At 37.2% G+C, this 21673-nt stretch carries 20 protein-coding genes; 1 reads left to right on the forward strand and 19 read right to left on the reverse strand.

Translation table 11 applies throughout. The features are described from left to right. Positions 1–84: 84 nt before the first annotated feature. From BW721_RS04565 to alaS, 11 genes are all read right to left on the reverse strand, one after another. Complete coding sequence (locus BW721_RS04565; RefSeq protein WP_076766552.1) at positions 85–384, reverse strand: HesB/YadR/YfhF family protein; 300 nt, start codon at positions 382–384, stop codon at positions 85–87. Between the two features lie 169 nt (positions 385–553). Next, positions 554–1186, reverse strand: coding sequence for a response regulator transcription factor (locus BW721_RS04570; RefSeq protein WP_076766554.1), 633 nt, complete (start codon positions 1184–1186; stop codon positions 554–556). 17 nt (positions 1187–1203) lie between these two features. Further along, on the reverse strand, positions 1204–2256 hold the full coding sequence (locus tag BW721_RS04575; protein WP_076766556.1) for a sensor histidine kinase: 1053 nt from the start codon (positions 2254–2256) through the stop codon (positions 1204–1206). Next, positions 2253–2987, reverse strand: coding sequence for a cell wall-active antibiotics response protein LiaF (gene liaF / locus BW721_RS04580; RefSeq protein ID WP_083686781.1), 735 nt, complete (start codon positions 2985–2987; stop codon positions 2253–2255). The genes BW721_RS04575 and liaF overlap by 4 nt, the downstream gene beginning before the upstream one ends. Positions 2988–3151: 164 nt before the next feature. Further along, positions 3152–3634: a transcription elongation factor GreA gene (gene greA / locus BW721_RS04585; RefSeq protein ID WP_076766558.1), complete on the reverse strand. Its 483-nt coding sequence runs from the start codon at positions 3632–3634 to the stop codon at positions 3152–3154. Between the two features lie 219 nt (positions 3635–3853). Continuing rightward, on the reverse strand, positions 3854–4486 hold the full coding sequence (gene udk / locus BW721_RS04590) for a uridine kinase (RefSeq protein WP_076766560.1): 633 nt from the start codon (positions 4484–4486) through the stop codon (positions 3854–3856). A gap of 30 nt (positions 4487–4516) precedes the next feature. Beyond that, positions 4517–5686 carry an endolytic transglycosylase MltG gene (gene mltG, locus BW721_RS04595; protein WP_076768645.1) on the reverse strand — a complete coding sequence of 390 codons (1170 nt, stop codon included), beginning with the start codon at positions 5684–5686 and terminating at the stop codon, positions 4517–4519. Positions 5687–5886: 200 nt separating this feature from the next. Then, positions 5887–6228, reverse strand: coding sequence for a DUF1292 domain-containing protein (locus tag BW721_RS04600; RefSeq protein WP_076766561.1), 342 nt, complete (start codon positions 6226–6228; stop codon positions 5887–5889). Positions 6229–6293: 65 nt separating this feature from the next. Then, positions 6294–6710 carry a Holliday junction resolvase RuvX gene (gene ruvX / locus BW721_RS04605; RefSeq protein ID WP_076766563.1) on the reverse strand — a complete coding sequence of 139 codons (417 nt, stop codon included), beginning with the start codon at positions 6708–6710 and terminating at the stop codon, positions 6294–6296. Continuing rightward, the gene (locus tag BW721_RS04610) at positions 6707–6976 is read right to left on the reverse strand and encodes an IreB family regulatory phosphoprotein (RefSeq protein WP_076766565.1); all 270 of its coding nucleotides are present in this window, start codon (positions 6974–6976) and stop codon (positions 6707–6709) included. The genes ruvX and BW721_RS04610 overlap by 4 nt, the downstream gene beginning before the upstream one ends. A gap of 102 nt (positions 6977–7078) precedes the next feature. Continuing rightward, a complete protein-coding gene (alaS, locus tag BW721_RS04615) occupies positions 7079–9724 on the reverse strand; it encodes an alanine--tRNA ligase (RefSeq protein WP_076766567.1) in 2646 nt (881 codons plus the stop codon). A gap of 385 nt (positions 9725–10109) precedes the next feature. Here alaS and BW721_RS04620 point away from each other — a divergent pair, with 385 nt between their 5' ends. Then, positions 10110–11045 carry a diacylglycerol/lipid kinase family protein gene (locus tag BW721_RS04620; protein WP_076766569.1) on the forward strand — a complete coding sequence of 312 codons (936 nt, stop codon included), beginning with the start codon at positions 10110–10112 and terminating at the stop codon, positions 11043–11045. Positions 11046–11087: 42 nt separating this feature from the next. Here BW721_RS04620 and recD2 read toward each other — a convergent pair whose 3' ends face one another. From recD2 to gshAB, 8 genes are all read right to left on the reverse strand, one after another. Then, the gene (gene recD2, locus BW721_RS04625) at positions 11088–13520 is read right to left on the reverse strand and encodes an SF1B family DNA helicase RecD2 (protein ID WP_076766571.1); all 2433 of its coding nucleotides are present in this window, start codon (positions 13518–13520) and stop codon (positions 11088–11090) included. 130 nt (positions 13521–13650) lie between these two features. Beyond that, positions 13651–14775 (reverse strand): tRNA 2-thiouridine(34) synthase MnmA, encoded by a 1125-nt coding sequence (gene mnmA / locus BW721_RS04630; RefSeq protein ID WP_076766573.1) that lies wholly within the window; start codon positions 14773–14775, stop codon positions 13651–13653. 101 nt (positions 14776–14876) lie between these two features. After that, positions 14877–15464, reverse strand: a complete 588-nt coding sequence (locus BW721_RS04635) for a TraX family protein (RefSeq protein WP_076766575.1) — start codon at positions 15462–15464, stop codon at positions 14877–14879. Between the two features lie 54 nt (positions 15465–15518). Beyond that, positions 15519–16319, reverse strand: coding sequence for a formate/nitrite transporter family protein (locus BW721_RS04640; protein ID WP_076766577.1), 801 nt, complete (start codon positions 16317–16319; stop codon positions 15519–15521). A 345-nt stretch (positions 16320–16664) separates the two neighbouring features. Beyond that, entirely contained in the window at positions 16665–17003 is a 339-nt protein-coding gene (locus BW721_RS04645; protein WP_076766579.1) for a hypothetical protein, read from the reverse strand. Between the two features lie 52 nt (positions 17004–17055). After that, entirely contained in the window at positions 17056–18195 is a 1140-nt protein-coding gene (locus tag BW721_RS04650) for a cysteine desulfurase family protein (RefSeq protein WP_076766581.1), read from the reverse strand. Positions 18196–18218: 23 nt separating this feature from the next. Continuing rightward, positions 18219–19298, reverse strand: a complete 1080-nt coding sequence (locus tag BW721_RS04655) for a hypothetical protein (protein ID WP_076766583.1) — start codon at positions 19296–19298, stop codon at positions 18219–18221. Positions 19299–19300: 2 nt separating this feature from the next. After that, positions 19301–21598: a bifunctional glutamate--cysteine ligase GshA/glutathione synthetase GshB gene (gshAB, locus tag BW721_RS04660; protein WP_076766584.1), complete on the reverse strand. Its 2298-nt coding sequence runs from the start codon at positions 21596–21598 to the stop codon at positions 19301–19303. Positions 21599–21673: the final 75 nt, after the last annotated feature.

The following is a 21673-nucleotide window of genomic DNA, read 5'->3' on the forward strand; positions in this document are numbered from 1 at the left end:
CTTGGGACCTAGACATTGATGGCTGAACTTATAATCCCCTAGTCTATAAAAAAAGCCATCTTTTTAAGACAGCCTCGTTTACATTTATTCTGTTATTTTGTGGAAAAGGTAAGCCGGTTCATTTAATTTCTCATCAAAGGCAACTTCCAAATTATACCCTGCAAAAAACCATTCATCATTCTCTTCGATAAAGTAAGAGATATCATTCACTCTTTTAAGAGCAACGACATTTTCTGGTTCTGCAACTTGGATACCAACAGAAAAACCGTCATGAATCGGGCTATCGCCATAAATCTTTGCTAAAAAACGAACACCATTATTGTTTGTAATAGCCATTTCTTCTTCAAACCATTTTTGTGCTTTTTCTGTAACTGTAATTTCCATATGCTTACGCCGGATCAAACACTTCCGACTCCTCCTCTCAATTACTTGCTAAATCAATTATAACACAGATAAACAAACTGTATCAACATTATGAACTTATCGTAAAACAAAACTTATTAAAACAAGGTTAACAAGAGACGTAACAGTAATTAAACAAAACAATAACAGTTTACTTGATTAGCTGATGTTTGAAGGCATAAATAGTTGCTTGTGTCCGATCTTCCACTTGTAGTTTCGATAAGATGTTCGATACATGAGTCTTAACGGTCTTCAGCGTAATGAAGAGTTGATCAGCAATATCCTGATTGGAGTGTCCTTCTGCAACTAATAGGAGCACTTCCATCTCTCGAGATGTTAAATCTTCATGTAAGTAATGCTTTGCTTTTCGTGTTAGTTTTTCAAGCATTTTATCGGTCACTTCAGGTTCTAAGACACGTTCACCTTTATAAGAAGATCGAATAGCATCCGCAATTTCATGAGCAGATGAGGTTTTTAACAGATAGCCTGCTGCACCTGCTTCTAAAGCAGGATAAACCTTCTCATCATCAATAAAGCTCGTTACAATAATAATCTTTGCTTCTGGCCATTCCTTTAGAATTAGTTTTGTGGATTCTATCCCATCCATGACGTCCATCACCAAATCCATCAAAATAATATCTGGACGATGTTCTAGCGCCATTTCATACCCTTTTTGACCATCGCTCGCTTCTCCGATTACCTCAATATCGTCTTGAATCGATAGGTAGGCTGAATAGCCTAAGCGGACCATTTCATGGTCGTCTACAATTAACACACGGATCATTTCATTTCACAACCTTTTCAATCATTCATCGTATTAGGAATTCGAATTTCAACAATAGTCCCTTGAGATGGGAAACTAATTATCTTACAAGTCCCACCTAGACCACTCACTCTCTCTTGAATATTTGCTAAGCCATAAGACCCTGCTTTTTTCACTTGGCTATCAAAGCCAACACCGTCATCAAAAACGCGCAAACTAATTTCGTTGATAGTCTGAGTCAGGTATACTTCTAATGTTTTTGCCTTAGCGTGACGAAGGGTATTCGACAATAGTTCCTGGATAATCCGGAAAAGATGGTCTTCGACACCAGGAATCGTATCAATCGGCATAATCTCCCACTTAATTTTGATTTGTATTTTTGTTTTCAGTTCGTTTAATAATTGCTCAATTCCCTTTTTAAGGGTCTTCCCTTCAAGCTTAACAGGTCTCAAATGAAGCAGTAAGGCTCTCATTTCCGATTGTGACTCGTTGACAATTGACTCCACCAATCGCAACGATTGTTTGATCTTTTCAGGTAAGGTATCAGAACGTTCATTCAATGCCGATAACATCATCATTGCTGCAAACAATTGTTGACTCACTGAATCATGCAATTCTCTTGCAATCCGATGACGCTCATTTTCTAAAATTTCTTCTTTGCTTTCTTTACCGATTAATTGGGGTGCACTGCTCAATTCTTGTACTTCCCTTGATAAATGAACCAACTTGTTTCGCAACTGGCTTATCTCTTCCCTAATGGCACTAGACCCATCTCTCGAAAGGACTGAAGACTCCGAGCCATCTAATTGCTCGTCCAAATTATAATTACCTATATTTAAACGATGTAGTCTATCAACAACGTTGCGTTCGATCCGAGTTAAGTTATAGTAAATAACCCATGAAAAAACAAGCGAGAAGCCAATAATAAATACCGGCATGACCATAAAAATAGGCACTTTAAATAAATTTTCAATATCAAGTAAGTCTCTAAAATTTAAAAGAGGTCGAATCGAGAATAATGTTGCAAAAACAGTGACTAAGAGTATGGATAAACTAATGAGAAAGGTTTTGAAAAAAAGTTTTCTTCTCATAAATAAATCACCTCAAAATCACCAAAAAAACTATTTGAGACAATTTTTATTTTCCGACTCGCTTCAGCATAATCATCACTATAAAGAATTAAAGTCTCATTTGATAATTGATAGGTTTCATGTTGAAACGTCACCTGCCCTTGAAGCGCAGCATGATGAAGAGAAACCCCTACACCTGCTGGTACGATAATCCGAGTCTGTCCGAAACCTTTTCTAATCAAGATTATGTTTTCTTCGGCCGGCAATAGTGTATTACCCAAATCAATAATCGTATCTCCCATTAAAACAGACATATTGATATTATTCCATTCAAAAATGTGGTTACCAATCGTTTGATTGCCCATCCACTTTTGCTTGAACCGTTCGCCTGAATGATCAATGGGCCTTTCAACTTCTATTCCTGTATAACTTTTTTTATTCCATGGAAAATCAACCCAATTACTAATATTCAAATCTGAGAATAATTGATCCCCATTCATAATTAAATAGAAGACTGCTAAAATCAGCATAAACCAAACTGTAAAAACAGATAGTAGACTGAAAATGATCAAGGATAGCCCGATCCAAAACAACAGACCATTTTTACGGCCTTTTCTACTGCCTAATTTTAGCAAAATGGAACCACCGATAATAACTGCTAACAATTCGTTATTTTTAATCAATAAAAATAACGTTAATAGGAGCAACATTGCTTCCAAGAAAAGAAATAGTTTAAATGTTTGGCAGCGCAAATGCTTCCCCTCCTTCACTTTTTCTTTTATTATACCGAATGATGACACATGAAGATGTGCACCTAAGATGGAAGCTGCTCTCAGCCTAAAGTCTTAGTCAACTTAATCTTATCATTAAACGAAAAAAATCAGAACAATAAATGTTCTGATTTCTTAATCTAAGGCTATAAAATCATTTTCACGTCAGTAATTTTTACAATCATTTCTCCACCCGGTGTTGCTATGCTGACTTCGTCACCAACTTTTTTACCTAATAAAGCTTTTGCAATAGGTGAATCGTTTGAAATTTTACCTTCTAGCGGGTTAGCTTCTGCACTACCAACGATTGAATAGGATTCCTCATCATCGTAAGGTAGTTCAACAAATGTCACTGTACGTCCCAGTGATACCACATCTGCTTCAATATCTTTATCATCAATAATTTCAGCAAAACGAATCATTTTTTCAAGCGTTGAAATACGACCTTCAACAAATGCTTGTTCATCCTTAGCTGATTCGTATTCTGAATTTTCGGATAAGTCACCATTGCTACGTGCAATTTTAATGCGTTCTACGATTTCTTTTCGTTTGTTAATTTTTAAATCTTCTAATTCATCTTCTAATTTACGTTTTCCATCTAAAGTCATTGGATAAACTTTTTCAATCATACTACCTTCTCCTTTTTTGCCATGTTTAATCCACAATAAAAATGATAGCGTTTTAATTCTTTCTACTGGAAAGAGAGTTTATTTTTACGAAATCAGGCATTCGCAAGGCTATGCGAATACCTGTATCAACGGCTATTTTTACTGTTTCTTTGTTTCTGCTTAACAATGATAATAAAATAACATCATCTGCATAAAAAAGCAATTATTATTTTATTTTTTCTAGTCTTTTGATGACTCTTGAAGAATAGAGGCAATTTTCGTCGTCATTAAATCAATGGCAACCTGATTCTTACCACCTTCAGGAATAATAATATCGGCAAACTTTTTAGTCGGCTCAATAAATTGGTGATGCATTGGCTTAACAACTGCTAGGTATTGATTAATAACACTATCAAGTGTACGGCCTCTCTCTTCAATATCACGCTTAATACGACGAATAATACGAATATCGTCATCCGTATCAACATACACCTTAATGTCCATTAAGTGACGTAATCTTTCGTCCTCTAGAATCAGAATTCCTTCAACAATAATAACTTCCTTAGGGTCTCTTGTAATTACTTGATCACTTCTTGTATGGTTTGCATAATCATAAACAGGTTGCTCGATACTCTTATAGTGAATCAAGTCTTCTAAATCCGAAATAAAGCGATCATTGTCAAAGGCAAACGGATGGTCATAGTTTGTCTTTAAGCGCTCCTCAAACGGTAAGTGACTTTGATCCTTATAATAATAATCTTGTTCTAATAGTAATATTGATAAGTCCGAAAACTTCTCAAAAATCGCTCGGCTAACCGATGTTTTCCCACTACCCGATCCACCGGTAACCCCAATCACGATTGGTCTCTTCATATTTGCGTTCACTTCCATCTATCTTAATAATTATTCTGCTTCTGATTCGCTATCGGGAACTTTAATGTACTTGTCTGAAAGCTCTAGGTGTTCTTCGTAAGTTTCAGCGAAGTAAACTTCCCCTGTCTCTAGATCAGCCAAGAAGTAATAATAATCCGTTTCAATTGGATCTAATACCGCTTTAATGGCGTCTTCTCCTGGGTTATTAAATGGCCCTGGCCCCAAGCCTTTGTTAGCATAAAGGTTATAAGGTGAGTCAACTTCTGTATCTGCATAGGTTACAAACTCTTTATGTTCTCCTAATGCGTAAAGAATACTAATATCTGATTGAATAGCCATATCCGTTTCTAAACGATTTAAGAAAACATCCGCAATCATTTGACGGTCTTCATAGCTAACACCCTCTTTTTCTACTAGAGAAGCGAGTGTTAATACTTGATGCACGGTCATTCCAGATTCTTTAATCTCAGTCAAATAGGGTTTAATAACCTCATTCGTTTTTCTGACCATTTCATAAATGAGATCTTCAACTGTATAGTCTGACAAAATATCATAGGTCGCTGGGAACAAATAGCCTTCTAATCGATAATAATACAAGTCTTCTTGCTTCAAACCCTCAGTTATAAGCTCTGGAAAATCAGCTGCAAGTTTATCGATAAAGGTAACATCCGCAATGACTGATAAAAATTCTTGTTCAGTATAATCTGTTTTTTCTGAAAACTCCTGAGCAATTTCAGCAACCATGGCTCCTTCTTTCACCAAGATTTTATTATCTTCTGATAATGGTGCTGATGTTCCACCAGCCTCTAGCGTTGCAATCACTTGGTCTAATTCCATAGATGGAGAGAATTCATAAAAACCAGCTTGAAAATCAGATGCATTTTGTGTCTTCATATAATAATTAAAGACCGTTGCATCTTTAATAATGGTCTCTTCTTCCAATATCTCTGCGATTCGTTTTGTTGAAGAACCCATGGGTATTTCGACTTCTACAGTCGTTTGATTATTAGAATCAAGCGGTTTAAGAGCAGTCGTGATGTAGTTGTAACCTACAATTCCGACAATCAAAATTAAGAGAATACCTACAAAAATAATTGAAAAAACAATTTTCTTAATTAGTGAGTTTTCTTTTTTTCTCATAACCCATTTTTCCTCAAATTCTGTTTGTGGCGTAGCTGGCTTCTTATTCTTGCTACGCATCTTTTCGGTTTGTCTGGTATCGTCTTTCACCAAATACGAACCTCCTTCTCCAACATTTTCAGTCATAACATACTTAACTCAAATCATTATACATGAAAACTATGAAAAGTGAGTAATTTTAACTATTTTTTATCTATTTCTAAAGTTTTCACCAAAATAAAGGGTTGGGATTTTTGTCCCAACCCTTTATTTCATAGTCTTTAGTTCATGTCTTCGTCTTCGATAAATGTGTTTAGAACTTCTTCAATCATATCCCATTCTTCTTCGGTTTCGATTGGTTCTAAATCGCCCTCAGTTCCGTCAGCATTTTCAACGTAAGAGTAAGCTTGTAATTCAATTTCGTCACCTTCAGGAACACCTGCTGGGTAAACTAAAACGTATGATTTACCAAAATCATCTGATTCAAACGTAAATAATACTTCGTATAGTTCTTCATTACCATTTTCATCTACAATTGTAATATGTTCATGGTTATGGTGGTCATGGTCGTGATCATGGTTATGATCGTGATTATGGTTGTGATCGTGATTATGTTCTGTCATATTAACACCTCGTTATAGTATTTAAGTCATTTTAACCTTATTCAGATTCAATTGCTAATGATATTTCAATGTGCATCCAAATAATTTTGCAATAGAATAACCGCAGCTAGTTTATCAATAACTTTTTTTCTTTTCTTACGTGATACATTGCCTTCATTAATCAGCATCTTTTCAGCTTGAACTGTTGTTAGTCGCTCGTCAACATAATCAACTTCTAAACCAGTCTCAGCCTTAACTAAATCGCCATAGGCTATAGAAGCTTCTGCTCTAAAACCGATACTGTTATCCATATTCTTAGGAAGGCCAATCACGACTTTCTCAACTTCATATTCAGCAATGAGCTCTTTTAAACGGTCCATGCCAAACTTTTCTTCTTCTTCATTGATTTGAATCGTTTCAATACCTTGTGCGGTCCATCCCATTAGATCACTTACAGCAACACCTACTGTTTTAGACCCCACATCTAATCCCATTATTCTCATGATTGTTCACGATTAGTTACTGATAAATAACTTTTCAGTAACTCTTCCATAATTTCATCACGTTCAAAACGACGGATCATGTTTCTCGCATCGTTATGACGTGGAATATAAGCTGGGTCTCCTGACAAGAGGAATCCTACAATTTGATTAACCGGGTTGTAGCCTTTTTCCTCTAGTGCTGCATAGACTGTTGTCAAGGTATCTCTCACATTCTCTTTTTGATAGTCATCGAAGTTGAATAACATCGTTTCGTCTTTTGAATTCATTTAGACACCCCATTTTTATGATATAACCATATTTTACAGGACTTAAACTCAAACTACAACCGAATCTGTCAAAGAAATGAAACCATTATCATAGTCTGAATGCTATTTCTCTGATAAGTAAGTGACCGCTCGTTTTAAGGCATCTGAAATACCAGCCGGGTTCTTTCCACCAGCTTGAGCCATGTCTGGGCGGCCTCCGCCACCACCACCTACTAGAGGTGCGATTTCCTTAATGAGGTCACCCGCCTTAATACCTGCTGCTACCTTATCTTTAGAAACAGCTGCGAGTAAGCTAACTTTTCCATCTAAGTCTGATGCGACAACAAAAACATCTGAAACGGATTGTTGACGCCATTGGTCAGCTAATTGACGCAAGGCATTCATATCTTGGTTTTGAATATGATACGTAATCACACTTACACCGTTAGCATCTTGAATATCATCAAAGATACTTTGTGATTCTGCCTTCATTAATTTTGCATTAAGTGAGTCATTTTCAGCTTGAAGGTCTTTTAGTTCTTCCTTCAAGGTTTCAATACGTTTCGCTACTTCTTTAGTTTGTGGTGCTTTGACTAAGTGCGCAGCTTCTTGCAGTTGCATTTCTTTTTGTCGGAAATATTCATATGCTCCTTGACCTGTGACAGCTTCGATACGTCGTGTTCCAGCGCCAATTCCTGATTCAGATAGAATTTTAAACAAGCCAATATCTTGACTGTTTTGAACGTGGACACCACCACATAATTCAATCGAGTAGTTCCCAATTTTAACAACACGAACTTCTGAGCCGTATTTCTCACCAAACAGTGCCATCGCGCCTAATTCTTTCGCATGGTCAATGCTTGTTTCGATTGTTTCAACTTGTAAAGCATCCCAAATCTTTTGGTTAACTTGGCTTTCCATTTCGATAAGTTCATCAGCTGTTACTTGTCCAAAATGAGTAAAGTCAAAACGTAAATGATTTTCTGATACAAGTGAACCCGCTTGGGTTGCATGACTACCTAAAACATCACGTAATGCTTGGTGTAACAAGTGAGTTGCTGTATGGTTTTTCGTAATACTTCTACGACGACCTGCATCAACTTCAAGTGTGTAAACAGTGTTTGCTGTCATGGTTGCCTTAACTTCAACAATATGTAAGTTTTGACCATTTGGTGCACGTTTAACATCTGTTACAAGAGCAACAACTTGATTGTTATCGTCTTTGATAACGCCTGTATCAGCTACTTGACCACCCATTTCAGCATAAAATGGTGTTTGATTGAAAATGAATTGTGCTGTTTGGCCATCTTCAATTTGTTCTTTTAAGTCATCATCAGCAACTATAGCAGACAACTCCGCTGTTAATTCTGTACGGTTGTAACCCACGAATTCACTCGGAACAATAATATCAGCTAAGATAGCTGATTGCACGTTAAATGAATCTTCCACTTGTCTAGCCGAACGTGCACGGTTACGTTGGTCTTGCATGGCTTCATTGAAGCCCTCACGGTCAACAGTAAAGCCTTTTTCCTCCGCATATTCTTCTGTTAATTCAAGCGGGAATCCATAAGTATCATACAGTTTAAAGGCATCTTCGCCAGAAATAACAGTTTTCTTACGATCAGTTATTTTTGCAAAAACGTCTTGTAAAATGTCTAAGCCACCATGAATGGTTTCTTGGAAACGTTGTTCTTCGTTAGTAATCACTTTGATAATAAAATCTTGGTCTGCCTTAACTTCTGGATAATAGTCTTCCATAATTTCAGCGACAACAGGAACCAACTCAAATAAGAATAAACGATTGATACCCAGTTTTTGGCCGTGCATGACAGAACGGCGAATTAAACGGCGTAAGATGTAGCCTCTACCTTCATTAGAAGGAAGTGCACGATCACCAATCGCAAAACTAACGGCACGGATGTGGTCTGCAATAACTTTGAATGATGTGTCAACTATATTATCTTGTCCATAACGAACACCGTTGCTTAAAGCTTCAATCTTTTTGATAATCGGCATAAATAAATCGGTTTCGAAGTTTGTCGGTGCATCTTGAATAATGCTAACAACGCGCTCTAATCCCATACCCGTATCAACGTTTTTGTGTGGCAATGCTTCATAGCTACCATCTGGTTTGTGATTGAATTCAGAAAATACTAAGTTCCAGATTTCTAAATAACGCTCATTTTCGCCACCTGGATACATTTCTGGATCTTCATCCGGAAGATCTTGGTAAGCTGGTCCTCGATCATAAAAAATTTCAGTATCTGGACCACAAGGGCCTGCACCAATATCCCAGAAGTTATCTTCAATAGGAACAATATGGTCTTCTGATAATCCTACTTTTTCCATCCAAATTCGCTTTGTATCTTCGTCTTGCGGGTAGTAAGTCACATAAAGTAATTCAGGATCGAACGCTAACCATTCTTCACCTGTTAAAAACTCCCATGCCCAAGGAATAACTTCTTCCTTGAAATACTCACCAATTGAGAAGTTACCTAACATTTCGAATAACGTGTGGTGTCTTGCTGTTACCCCAACATTTTCAATATCATTAGTACGAATACTCTTTTGTGCATTGGTAATTCTTGGGTTTTCTGGAACAATTGTACCATCAAAATATTTTTTAAGTGTTGCAACACCTGAGTTAATCCATAACAAGGTTGGATCATTAACAGGTACTAAGGACGCACTTGGCTCAACCTGATGACCTTTTGAAGCCCAGAAGTCTAAGAATAATTGACGAACCTCACTACTTTTCATTTGTTTCATTTATTTCGACTCCTTATATTTTCTTATTTTGAAGAAACAAAAAACACCCCACAGCATTCAAGGGCGTTTGACCGCGGTACCACCTTGATTGCAATGGAATGTTACCATTCTTCATTACTTCTTAAAAGCCGATATCGCTGGCAGCGATGGTATTTCTACCACATTACTAAAAGGGAGCATCATCTAGACTGTCCCCTTTCACCAATGGCAGACTCTCTACTGTTTCTAAATGATATGGCCTTTTATAATCGTTATAAGTATAGCTAAAATAAAGCCTTGAAGCAAGCATATTTTGACATTTCAACCCACTATTACAATTTGTTAATAGTTCATAATCGTGATAAGATTAGGCATTATATCTTACGTTTATTAAAAGGAGTATCAGATGACCATTCGCTATCATATCATCGCCAATCTTCATTCAGGATCGGGAAAAGGTAGAAAAATTTCCCTAGATGTTCACCGTATTCTGGATAAACAAGCGATTCCTTTTACCTTTTACCAAACTGAATACCGTAAACACACTATTACGCTTATCCAAACTATTGCTAGACAACTTAAACAAGACGAGCGATTCCTCATTATTGGCGGTGACGGTACCTTACATGAAGCTGTCACAGGGTTAATTCAAGCTAATTTAAAGATTCCAGTTGCCTACTTGCCAGCAGGAACTGGCAATGACTTCGCACGATCGATTGGGATGAGCAGCCATTATAAAACTGTTTTGAAAGCTATTCTAAAAGCTGACCAACCTACTCTCGTTGAATGTTTTATTTATCATGACGAGGAGAAAGACGTGAAAGGCATCGGTCTTAATAGCTTAGGTATGGGCTTTGATGGTAAAATTATTCAAATTTTGAATGACAAACACACTAAGAAAACGATACTATCAGCTGTTGGCTTAGAAAAACTTATTTACTTAAAGAGCATTTCGTCTGCCTTTAAAGACAGAAAAACCTTTGACATTTCTGTCATTGTTGACGGTGAGACCTATACTGATTCAGATATTCTTATTGTAGGTGCAATGAACCATCCTTATTTTGGAGGGGGAATTAAGATTGATCCTGAATCCCGATCCAACAGCCATGAATTAGCAGTTATGGTTATTAAGAACATGGCTTTTCCAAAGCTCGTTAAATTATTGACTAAGGTACTAACAACTGGCAGCCATATTCATTCTGAGCAGTTCCGCCGGATGAGTGGCAAAAAAATTGCTATCCAAGTTATGGCCACTGCCCCTACCCAAGTGGATGGTGAATCCCTAGCAGAAGATGACTACCACTTTAATTTTGAATTAGCATCATTTTTACTGTGGCAGTAAAGAAAAAGCGTTAGAGAATCTTATTCTCTAACGCTTTTTATATTAATGAATAAAGTCATATGGTGAGATATCAGCCATCCCAATCATTGGATCAATATTACCCTTTTGGATTTTTTCAATTGTTAGCTGATAATCAGGTTCAGTTACAGTGGTTTCAAACTCTTCAACGACTTGACTAATTGTTTCTTGCTTAATCGGTTCAGCTTCAATAATAAATTTATCGCTATTTTGATGGCGAACAACTTTCTCAATCAACATGGTTTTTCTCAAGTCACCAGTGTTCTTAATAGCATATTCAAATGCTTCTACTTCACCACACAAAATCAACTTACTTTTGCTACGAGTTACGGCTGTATAAAGTAAATTTCGCTTTAACATACGGCCATATTGACGAACCATGGGCAAAATAACCATTGAAAACTCGCTACCTTGGGCCTTATGGATGGAGCAACAATAGGCTAATGTAAATTTGTTCCAATCATTCTTTTTATAGGTGACTTCCACGCTATCAAAAACAACCGTTATCTCATCTACTTTATCTTCTGTTTCCTTCGCATATTGAATGCTAACAATTTCACCAATATCACCATTAAAAATATTTAATTCCGGCTGATTAACTAACTGAAGAATTTTATCGCCTACTCGGTATAAGGCATCGAAATACTGCGCTTCTCTTCTTCGTTTATCAGGATTTGGATTTAGAATATCTTGCATCATAACATTCAAAGCATTAATACCAGCCGGCCCCTTATACATAGGTGCCAGTATTTGGATGTCCTTAGCAGTATATCCTTTGGCCTTAGCTTTTTCCACAACAGTACGAATGAGTGGTTCAATTTGATTCGCCTGACAAGCAAAAAACGACCGGTCACTGTGATTACGAGTAAAGTCAGGAGCAAGTCGCCCTTCTTTAATTTCATGAGCTAAAGGAATAATTGAAGACCCACCCGCTTGGCGATAGATACGTCTTAGTTCGACTTGAGGAATAACTTGGCTACTCAATAAATCAAACAAGACTTGTCCTGGTCCAACTGATGGTAGTTGATCTTTATCACCTACAAAAATAACTTGCATACCGGCAGGAATAGATTTTAACAAACGATTCATCAGCCATGTATCGACCATAGATGACTCATCTATAATAAGCAGTTTCCCCTCTAGCTCTTGTGTATAGACGTCATCATTGGGATTCTCTTGACCGGTTAATCCTAGTAGACGGTGAATGGTACTACTTGGAATACCAGTCATTTCATTCATCCGTTTAGCAGCCCGACCTGTTGGTGCTGCCATAATAATGGGATAAATACCATTGAGGTACTCCATTGAATTAACAGGAAGATCATTCAATTCACAAAACAGATTAACAATCCCATTTAATACCGTCGTTTTCCCCGTACCAGGGCCACCCGTTAAGATAAAAAAAGGCCGCGTTAAGGCTTGCTCAATCGCATCAGCTTGAATATCGTCATATTGAATGTTCAGTTTATCTTCCATTTTACTAATTTCTTTTTTGAAATCGACACCTGGATAGTCAATACTTTTACCCTTCTTCAAAAAGCGGTACAGACTAGATGCAATTCCCTCTTCTGCAAAAAATAAAGAGGGTAATGCAAAGCGTTTTTGATCCTCGACAAGTTCCATATTCTCGACCATTTCAACGACACTTTCAATCAAGAGTTGATCCTCGATAACGAAACGGCGGCTTGTTTCAAGCAGTTGTAACGATCGTTCAAATAAGTCATTACTTTCAACATAAGTATCACCATTGGACAAACATAGATCTTGAACGGTTGAAATAATAGCCCCTTTAATTCGGTTCTTATCGTCTGCTTCAATATCAAGCTCCATAGCGAGTTGATCGGCTCGTTTAAAGCCAATACCATCGATATCTTGGATTAACTGATAAGGATTTTCTCTCACGATTTGCAGTGTTTCTGTTTTATAAACTTGCATAATAGCCGCAGCTTGATGATTCGTAAAGCCTAAATTAGCAAGTTCAATAATCGTCTTTTCAGTCCCTTGAACTTGTTGGAGGACATCGTAAATCATCTGTCTTTTTTTCTCATTTAAACCTGAAACCTGCTTCAAACAATCTGGATGATCTAAAATAGCATCTATGGCTTGTTCCCCAAGCGTATCAACGATTTTCTCAGCTGTTCGATTACCTATTCCAGGGAAACGGTCACTAGATAGGAAGGCAATCATCCCATTTTTCCCAGTCGGTTTCTCTCTTTCGTAACTGATGGCTTGAAATTGAATACCATACTTTGGATGAGTGACAGCTGTACCTGTAAAACGATAAACGGTATCCAAGCTAATGTCACCAAAATTACCAGTGACAACAATTTCGTCCTTATCAATAGGGAAATTATTTTCATGAAGTTCGATTAAGAGAACTTTATAAAAGTTCGATGGATTTTCAAAAAAGACAGCTTTTAATTCTCCTAATAAATAAGGCTGCTCATTGTTTTCCATAAGTCGACCTCTCCTTTCCCTTTGTTATCATAGTTTTCATTATAACCTAAAATCAGTCTTAAAAAAACTGCCTCTCACCTAAGTCTTAGCTATAAAAAAAGCTAGGACTCTTGTCCCAGCTCGATAATGATTAAATGTATTGTAATTCTTCTTGGTTTTGGAATGCTTTGTCAATAATACCGCCACCTAGACATTCCATGCCATCGTAAAATACGACTGCTTGCCCCGGTGTAATCGCACGAACGGCTTCATCAAAGACAACTTTTGCTTCTGTTTGATCGTCACTTAACGTTACGGTTACTTTTGTATCTTTTTGACGGTAACGGAATTTAGCCGTACACGTAAATGTTGTTGGCATTTTTTCAGTACGCGTAAAATGAATGTCTGATGCTAATAAGTAGTCTGCATATAAACGCTCATGGTGATAGCCTTGCCCAACTAATAAGGTATTGGTAGCTAATTCTTTACCAACAACAAACCAAGGATCATCCGTTTGGCCACCGCCACCGATGCCCAAACCTTTACGCTGGCCAATCGTATAATGCATCAAACCAGCATGTTCGCCCATTTTCTTACCATCTAAAGTGACCATATCACCAGATACAGCTGGTAAATAAGTCGATAGAAACGTTTTAAAGTTTTTCTCTCCAATAAAACAAATACCTGTTGAATCTTTTTTCTTAGCTGTCGCTAATCCTGCAGCTGCAGCGATTTCTCTTACTTGTGATTTTTCCATGCCACCTAATGGGAACATTGTTTTTGATAATTGTTCTTGCGATAGTTGATTTAAGAAGTAGGTTTGGTCCTTATTATTGTCTACCCCTCTCAATAAATGAGATACACCCTCTTCATCTCTTACCACTTGCGCATAGTGTCCTGTTGCAACATAGTCCGCCCCTAAATCCATGGCATAATCCAAGAAAGCTTTAAATTTGATTTCTTTATTACACATAACGTCTGGATTAGGAGTGCGACCTTTTTTGTATTCATCTAAAAAGTATTGGAAGACTTTATCCCAATATTCCTTTTCAAAGTTTACAGAATAATAAGGAACACCAATTTGTTGTGCTACAGCTTGAACATCTTTGTAATCTTCAGTTGCAGTACAAAATCCAAATTCATCCGTGTCATCCCAATTTTTCATAAAAATACCAATGACATCATAGCCCTGTTCTTTTAGTAATAAGGCTGTTACTGAAGAATCGACGCCACCACTCATTCCTACTACAACTCTGATGTTTGCATTGTTTTCCATTGTCACATCCTCCTCCCTTTCTCGCTACTTCCAAAAAATAAGTAGCATTTACACAAGATAAAATTTTACACTATTCATCTCTATATTTCAAGCCTTTTTACTTACTTTATAAAAGTAAGTAGCAATAATACCCATTGGTGCAATGGATAATAGCTGTACCCTAGCCACTTGGGAAAAGGCGGCAATCGCCAATTCATTTTGACAAGAATCGGAATCAATGCCAACAAAGCAACAGATTGAATGGTTGATGCGAAGAAAACGTGTAAAACTAGTAAACTGACTATGCCCCACCATTTATTTTTATAGAGCATGATATAAATACCCCATCCCATTAAAAAACCATAGATCCCATATTCTGTTAGGTTGCTTAATAACAATGCAATCGGAAATAGTTTTATATGTTCTAAGGAAAAGGCAAAAATCGCTAATGTGAATAGGATATTAAACGGATTGCCAATCTGGATTGTAACGACCATACTGATTAGCCCTGTAACGACTAGCCTAATTAAGTAGTGGGTCATATTTTTTGTCCTCTGAACCCCTTCTATCGTCGTGTAAAGGAATAAGGGAAATGCCATCCGGCCAATAACCCTTAGCCATAGTTGAGAAGGAAATAAAAAGTATCCAATATGATCAATTGTCATTGTTATAATGGCTAGCCATTTAATGCTATTCGTTTTTTGATTCATAACGTCTCCTATCTAACTAAAAAAGGAGAAGACAGCTGTCCACTCCTTTTATCTTTAATCAAAGTATACTGTTTCTCCCTTATTAAGCCAAGAATAAAGCAAACCAATTAGCAAACCGCCACCTACATAATTACCAATCAAAGCAAATAGCCAATTTTTCAAAACAGCTAGTACGCTCATTCCTTCAATCATGCCTCCATTCGAAAAGAAAGCCATGGCAAATGATGAGAAGTTGGCAATAACGTGCTCAAATCCTAGAAAAGCAAAAATAAAAACAATAAAGACTATTGCAAATAATTTTCCGGCATCATCTTTCATACGAGCTGATGCAATAATGGCTGTATTAACAATAATATTAGCAAATATACCTTCCGCTAGTATTTGAGAGGTTGTTTTAGAGAGTTTAGCAGTAACCGTTGTATATAAATAGTGATCACCTGCTAATTGTTGAAAAGTTGACGTTTGAGAGATTAACCAAGCCGAGATAATTCCACCAACTAGGTTACAAACAATACACGTCAATAAGATTTGGCTCGCTCGTTTAGGAGAAACAACACGACGGTGCATGCCGGCTGTCATGTACATCATATTACTTGTTCCGAGTTCAGCATCCATATAGATAATCATCACTAACGACCACGAGAACATAAATGAATAGAAAAACTTACCTAATGAGGGATCAATATGATTCCCTTTATCGCCTACCATCACTGCTATAGCTGTTCCGATGGTTAAAAACATACCTGAAAAAAAAGCTCTTACCATATATTTAGGAATAGAGTGTGTAAATAGGTGGTCTTTCTTTCTTGCATTTTTATCAATGACTGACATTAGACCTTGGTTATCCAGTTCCAATCATGCCAACTCCTTTTTGTGATTTACTGAATTAGTATAGCATATTTTAAGAAAACAGCAATAGAGATATTGACAATGAAAGCTGAAAAGACAATGTTCGTTCACATTTAATCTCTATGTGACAATAAGAACAGATTAGTCTATATTGTATGTAGATACAGCTGCTAAAAATCGGCTGTATCTTACATTTCCACCCTCGAACGTAAGATACAGCACCCCTATTAGTTTCTGTATCTTACATTTTGCCATCCAGGTGTAAGATACAGCCTATCATTTTAAATTGTTTCTTACACCTGCAGAAAAAAACGAGCAGCAAAACGTTTAAATAACGTTTTGCTGCTAGTTTTAAGCTTCTCGTATGACGTTTTCTTCAATCAAACTTGCTAAAATATAGTTAATGTTTTCAACAACTGTTTCCATATTGGCTTTACCATAGACATCTAAAGTTTTTAATCCATTAGCTGTTGTCGTTGACATACGTAAGCTGTCTAGGTCTTTAGAGACAAGAATTTTTAACATAACCGACTGATTACTATTTAGTGGGCTCACGTCACGGAAATATTGAAAATTCCCTGTTTTCGATTCCTGAAAGCCATTATCTCTTAGTGTGTAGCGTTTGACATCATCATGAAGACGGTAGCTTTTTGATGACCCTTTTAAAGTTGTTACTTTATCATATGCCATATTGCGACGCCTGCCTTTTTTATTTTATTCTAGCACAGGACTAGGCAACTTGCTAGTTGTCTGAGTAACGACTTTGAACTTGTGCGATTAAATCAGCCACTAGGACCATGTCCTCTTTCGTATTTTCTTTTCCAAAAGAGAGACGAATAGATTCAAGAATGCGGCGGCTATCCTTGCCATACATGGCTGTTAAAACATGGCTAGGTTCAAGACTGCCCGCTGTACAAGCTGATCCCGCTGAAATAAAGATTTGTTTTAAGTCGCATTGAATCAAAAACTTATCAGATTGAATGTGAGGTAAATAAAGACTTAGAATATGTGGCAAGCCACCTTCTGCCATCCCATTCACCTGGTAAGCAACATCTCGCTTAGTCAGCTCATCTAGTAAATGTTGTTTTAATTCAGCTTTATAGCGGTTATTTTCTTGACGCTTAGTTAGCATATTCTCAACTGCTTTTGCAAAACCAACAATATAGGGTGTATTCTCAGTTCCTGCACGGTGGTCATTTTCTTGTGTGCCACCATGAATATAATGAGGTAAATGCAAATCATTGCGACGGAATAAAAAGCCAATGCCTTTTGGTCCATTGATTTTGTGGGCAGTCACTGATAACAAATCGATATGATAATCCCCCACTGCTATCTCTTGTGATCCGTAAGCTTGAACAGCATCCGTATGAAAAAGCGCCTGATGATCTCTCACGGTTTCACCAATTTCCTTAATCGGATTAATCGCTCCGACTTCATTGTTCCCATAAATAATCGAAACTAAAATAGTATCCGGTCTTAGCGCTTCAGCAACCTGTTGCGCAGTCACGCAGCCTGTATCATCAACTGGCAAATAGGTCACCTCAAAGCCGAGTGTTTCTAAATACTGCATGGTATGTAGTACAGAATGGTGCTCGACTGCCGTCGTAATAAGATGCTGACCTGATTCTCTTCTAGCTAAAGCAGTGCCAATAATTGCGGTATTATTCGATTCCGATCCACCACTTGTTATAATCAAATCTCTTGCCTCAGCACCAATCGAATTCGCAAACACCCGTCTAGCATCTTCTACTAGCTTACGAGCGTCTCTTCCTTTTTGATACAGGCTTGAGGGATTGCCATATTGATGGCGTAGTGCTTCTTCTATCACACTGACCACATCTGCATCAATCGGTGTAGTTGCGGCATGGTCTAAATAAATCATCTGATTTCCTTCTTTCTCTTCAATTAGGCAGTTAAGGTATAGCTCTTAAGCCACTCCGATAATTGACGGTTCAATTCAAGTTCTGCTTTAGTAAACAAGCGCTCTGCTTTCTCATCGATTGTTGGTATCAATTGATGGGCTTTCTCAATGTCTTTTTCAATAAACAAGGCATAGGCAGCTTGCGGAATCGCTACACGACTATAGTAATTCTTTAAAGCTGGATACTCTTCAATAATCGTCATATCTGCCTGAACGGCGTCCTTACGTCCAAAAATAGCATTACAAAATACTTTTTCTACCATAATAATTCTGACATAAGGAGATTTTAAATAGCTCTCTTTAGAAGTCAAACTCGTTAAAATTTTGTCTGCTTCTGGAAAATCTAATTTTTCTAAAAGCTGTTGATAATAAATAAGAACAAGGTACTCCCCTAATAAGCTTGTTTGCGCTTGGCCAGATTTAACTTCTGTAAAGTAATCAGCATCCAATTCCCCATAGGTTTTCCCTGATTTTAACAAAGCCACAACAGTCATTTGCTTAAAGTACAACTGTTTTTCTAGGGGTGATTTGCTAATTTGGCTGATTGTGAGGCCATCTGACAAGCCATATGGCAAAGCATTGGCTAAAAATAAATACATGGGTACCAGTGAGAAGATAAACGCAAATACACTCCATTTACCTTCTAGGAAAAAGGCACCACCATATAAAAAGCCAGCAGTTAATAAGTTTACAATTAACCCACCTGCTAAATAAAGAAGGTAGGGTTGTTTATCTGTCGGAGGCGCCATCAAACACTGACCAGCTAAACCAGGTGACTGACGATTTTTACGCGTCGGCGTTTTAGAATTGGCATCGTATTGAAAAAATGGCAGTTGTAAATAAAGTAATTTATAACCTGTTAACCAACCAAAAAATAAATGTCCCAATTCGTGTAAAACAAGATGAAACATTACTGAATAAAGGGCTAATAAGAAAACTAAAAATAACTCTAAAAATGGAATATCTTGAAAAACTACCGTAAAGCTCAATTGATTAGCGATAAAGTAGGCAGCTCCCATAGCAATTAATACCATGAATACGAGCAAACGTTGACCGATTTTCATTCTTATTTCCCACCTTTTTCTTTAATTGTCATTTCCGGGAATAAGCGATCTAGTATATCACGTGTTAAGCGTCGTGATTCCCCTTCAAATGGATAAATATGCATCATCATCATGGGGTTGAAGTTCGCTTCGATCACACCATAGCCTGGGTTTTCTTTTGTTGATGGTTGCTGATAGTCTTTAATCATCATATCCATGCCTGAAATGGTTGCGCCTAAAACAGTTGCCATCTGTGCTGCTAATTGCTTGTATGACTCATCCATCTTATCCGTATAATCAATCGAATCGCCACCGGTACTCACATTGGAATTATCTCTTAAATAAACACGACTAGCTGCTTCAGGAATATCATCTACTTGATAGCCTTGTTCTTCCAAGGTCATCAACTCGATGTCTCCTAGTTCTATTTTTTCAAGCGGGCTGCGGTGGTTTTTCCCTCTTAATGGGTCTTCATTTTTCATAGCGACTAATTCCTTAATCGTATGAATGCCATCTCCTGTCACATTCGCCGGTACACGAAGCAAAACAGCCTTGGTTTCTTCACCAATAACAAAGAAACGGTATTCTGTTCCTTCAACAAAATCCTCTACTAAGATGGTGTCGTCCTCTTTAAGAGCAATAGCAACGGCTTTAGTAAAGTTAGCTAAATTCGCTCCTTCTTTAAAAATAGAAATACCTAACCCATAGTTTGTAGACTTTGGTTTGACAACAAAAGCTTTGTTGGCAAAGAGTTGATAGTCTCTAACCGCTTGCTCTTGATTTGTATATTCCATACTAGCTGGCACAGAAAACCCATGTTGAGCTAGTATTTTTTTAGTGACCACTTTATTCTCCATAATGAGTGGTGATATGTAGCTATCAAGAGCCGTCATATTACCATTTTTAACGTACTCTAAATGGTCGCCATATTTCAACGAAATAAATTGGTCGCTACGGTCAAGAATAGAAATCTCTAACCCTTGTTGAATGGAATCAAATAACAAAATTTGAGTCGATAATTCCATATCCTCAAATCCTGTTAAGGCATAAGGACGCTCTAATGATGTCTCTTTATAATGAACAGCTGATTGAATAGCCCACTCAGATAAGTCAATCCCCTTTTCTGCCATAGTGACTATTTGACCGCTAATCGTTTTTTCAGGTTGAAGAAAGGCTTGGTATTTGTCTTTAGCAATGTTAAGCAAGTCAAGGGGTGCGTCTATGTCTTCCAACATAGCTAACAACCCTGTCATCATTTGAAGCCCCTCTTCTTGGAAGGCAGATAGCTGTAAAGGGTGTTCAAAGGCAGTTTGACTATTCATGTCACGACCCTTTTGCCAATCAGCTTCATTAGTTGCTTCGTCTATCCATAATAAATACATAAAGAAGCTATGAACAAAGGACATGTCTGCTTTAGAAATACCATATTTACTAAAGGGGTTCAGGTCAAACAAACGGAACTCCAGATAGGCAACGCCATTTTCAAGAACTTGTCTAGCTTTTTTACCACCACGAAAACGAACGGGTGAATAGAATTCTTTTTCTTCAATTAATTTTCCTTCTGAAACCATTCGTTCAATGCTTTCAACATATTCTTCTAAACTATTAAACGATACGTTGACATCCTCGTTATTGACATAGCCATACTTGCTACTTCTTAAGCTTCTAATATAACCACTTGGAATATCATCTGGGATGGTATGATCTTGGAAGTAGTTATCTTTTACTTCAACAGAAGCACCTAATAGATAAGTCAGCATCCACTGGTATCTTAGAAAATTGTGGGTTAATTTAAAGTAAACCGCTGTTTGAAATTCACGAAATGTTTGTATATCATTTTGTTTTTCATAGAGTGCTTGAAGAAAGTCAGGATGAAATTCAAAATTAAAGTGAATGCCGCTCATCATTTGTTTTTTCTTTCCATAGACTTTTGCTAAATAATCGCGGTAGCGAACGTCTTCTTTATTATCCAATTTAGCAATTTGAATCATGTCTTCTTCAGGCATGTGGATCGGCAAACTGAAAGGAAGCATATACTCATCTTCATTAAGCGAAGCATGGACCACATCATGAATAGCAGCCAACCAATCTTCAACTTCTTGCACACTCTCTACTGGTGGTGTAACAAGTTCCAACTGACTTTCTGCAAAGTCCGTTTGAATATAAGGATGAAACGTTCGGTTACCAAATAAATGAGGGTGCTCACTCTCCGTAATCGTTCCGTCCCTCAAAATGCGTTGAGATTCTTTTTCTACCCCAAAAATCGCTTTTGTAAATAAGTTCTCGAACTTATTATCTTTGATGATTGTTTTGATATTCATCTACACTACTCTCTTTCATCTACATTTTTACACTAGTTCTATTATAGCTATAAACCATGCATTTGATAAGTCACT

This window comes from Jeotgalibaca sp. PTS2502, from assembly GCF_001975685.1.
GTDB lineage: Bacteria > Bacillota > Bacilli > Lactobacillales > Aerococcaceae > Jeotgalibaca > Jeotgalibaca arthritidis.

Coding starts and splice junctions, on each gene's coding strand:
- BW721_RS04645 (WP_076766579.1), bottom strand. CDS start 17,003: ATGGCATATGATAAAGTAACAACTTTAAAAGGGTCATCAAAAAGCTAC.
- BW721_RS04565 (WP_076766552.1), bottom strand. CDS start 384: ATGGAAATTACAGTTACAGAAAAAGCACAAAAATGGTTTGAAGAAGAA.
- gshAB (WP_076766584.1), bottom strand. CDS start 21,598: ATGAATATCAAAACAATCATCAAAGATAATAAGTTCGAGAACTTATTT.
- recD2 (WP_076766571.1), bottom strand. CDS start 13,520: ATGGAAAACAATGAGCAGCCTTATTTATTAGGAGAATTAAAAGCTGTC.
- BW721_RS04620 (WP_076766569.1), top strand. CDS start 10,110: ATGACCATTCGCTATCATATCATCGCCAATCTTCATTCAGGATCGGGA.
- BW721_RS04570 (WP_076766554.1), bottom strand. CDS start 1,186: ATGATCCGTGTGTTAATTGTAGACGACCATGAAATGGTCCGCTTAGGC.
- greA (WP_076766558.1), bottom strand. CDS start 3,634: ATGATTGAAAAAGTTTATCCAATGACTTTAGATGGAAAACGTAAATTA.
- BW721_RS04610 (WP_076766565.1), bottom strand. CDS start 6,976: ATGAATTCAAAAGACGAAACGATGTTATTCAACTTCGATGACTATCAA.
- BW721_RS04600 (WP_076766561.1), bottom strand. CDS start 6,228: ATGACAGAACATAATCACGATCACAACCATAATCACGATCATAACCAT.
- udk (WP_076766560.1), bottom strand. CDS start 4,486: ATGAAGAGACCAATCGTGATTGGGGTTACCGGTGGATCGGGTAGTGGG.
- BW721_RS04635 (WP_076766575.1), bottom strand. CDS start 15,464: ATGAATCAAAAAACGAATAGCATTAAATGGCTAGCCATTATAACAATG.
- BW721_RS04650 (WP_076766581.1), bottom strand. CDS start 18,195: ATGATTTATTTAGACCATGCCGCAACTACACCGATTGATGCAGATGTG.
- BW721_RS04655 (WP_076766583.1), bottom strand. CDS start 19,298: ATGAAAATCGGTCAACGTTTGCTCGTATTCATGGTATTAATTGCTATG.
- BW721_RS04575 (WP_076766556.1), bottom strand. CDS start 2,256: ATGAGAAGAAAACTTTTTTTCAAAACCTTTCTCATTAGTTTATCCATA.
- ruvX (WP_076766563.1), bottom strand. CDS start 6,710: ATGAGAATAATGGGATTAGATGTGGGGTCTAAAACAGTAGGTGTTGCT.
- mltG (WP_076768645.1), bottom strand. CDS start 5,686: ATGCGTAGCAAGAATAAGAAGCCAGCTACGCCACAAACAGAATTTGAG.
- alaS (WP_076766567.1), bottom strand. CDS start 9,724: ATGAAACAAATGAAAAGTAGTGAGGTTCGTCAATTATTCTTAGACTTC.
- mnmA (WP_076766573.1), bottom strand. CDS start 14,775: ATGGAAAACAATGCAAACATCAGAGTTGTAGTAGGAATGAGTGGTGGC.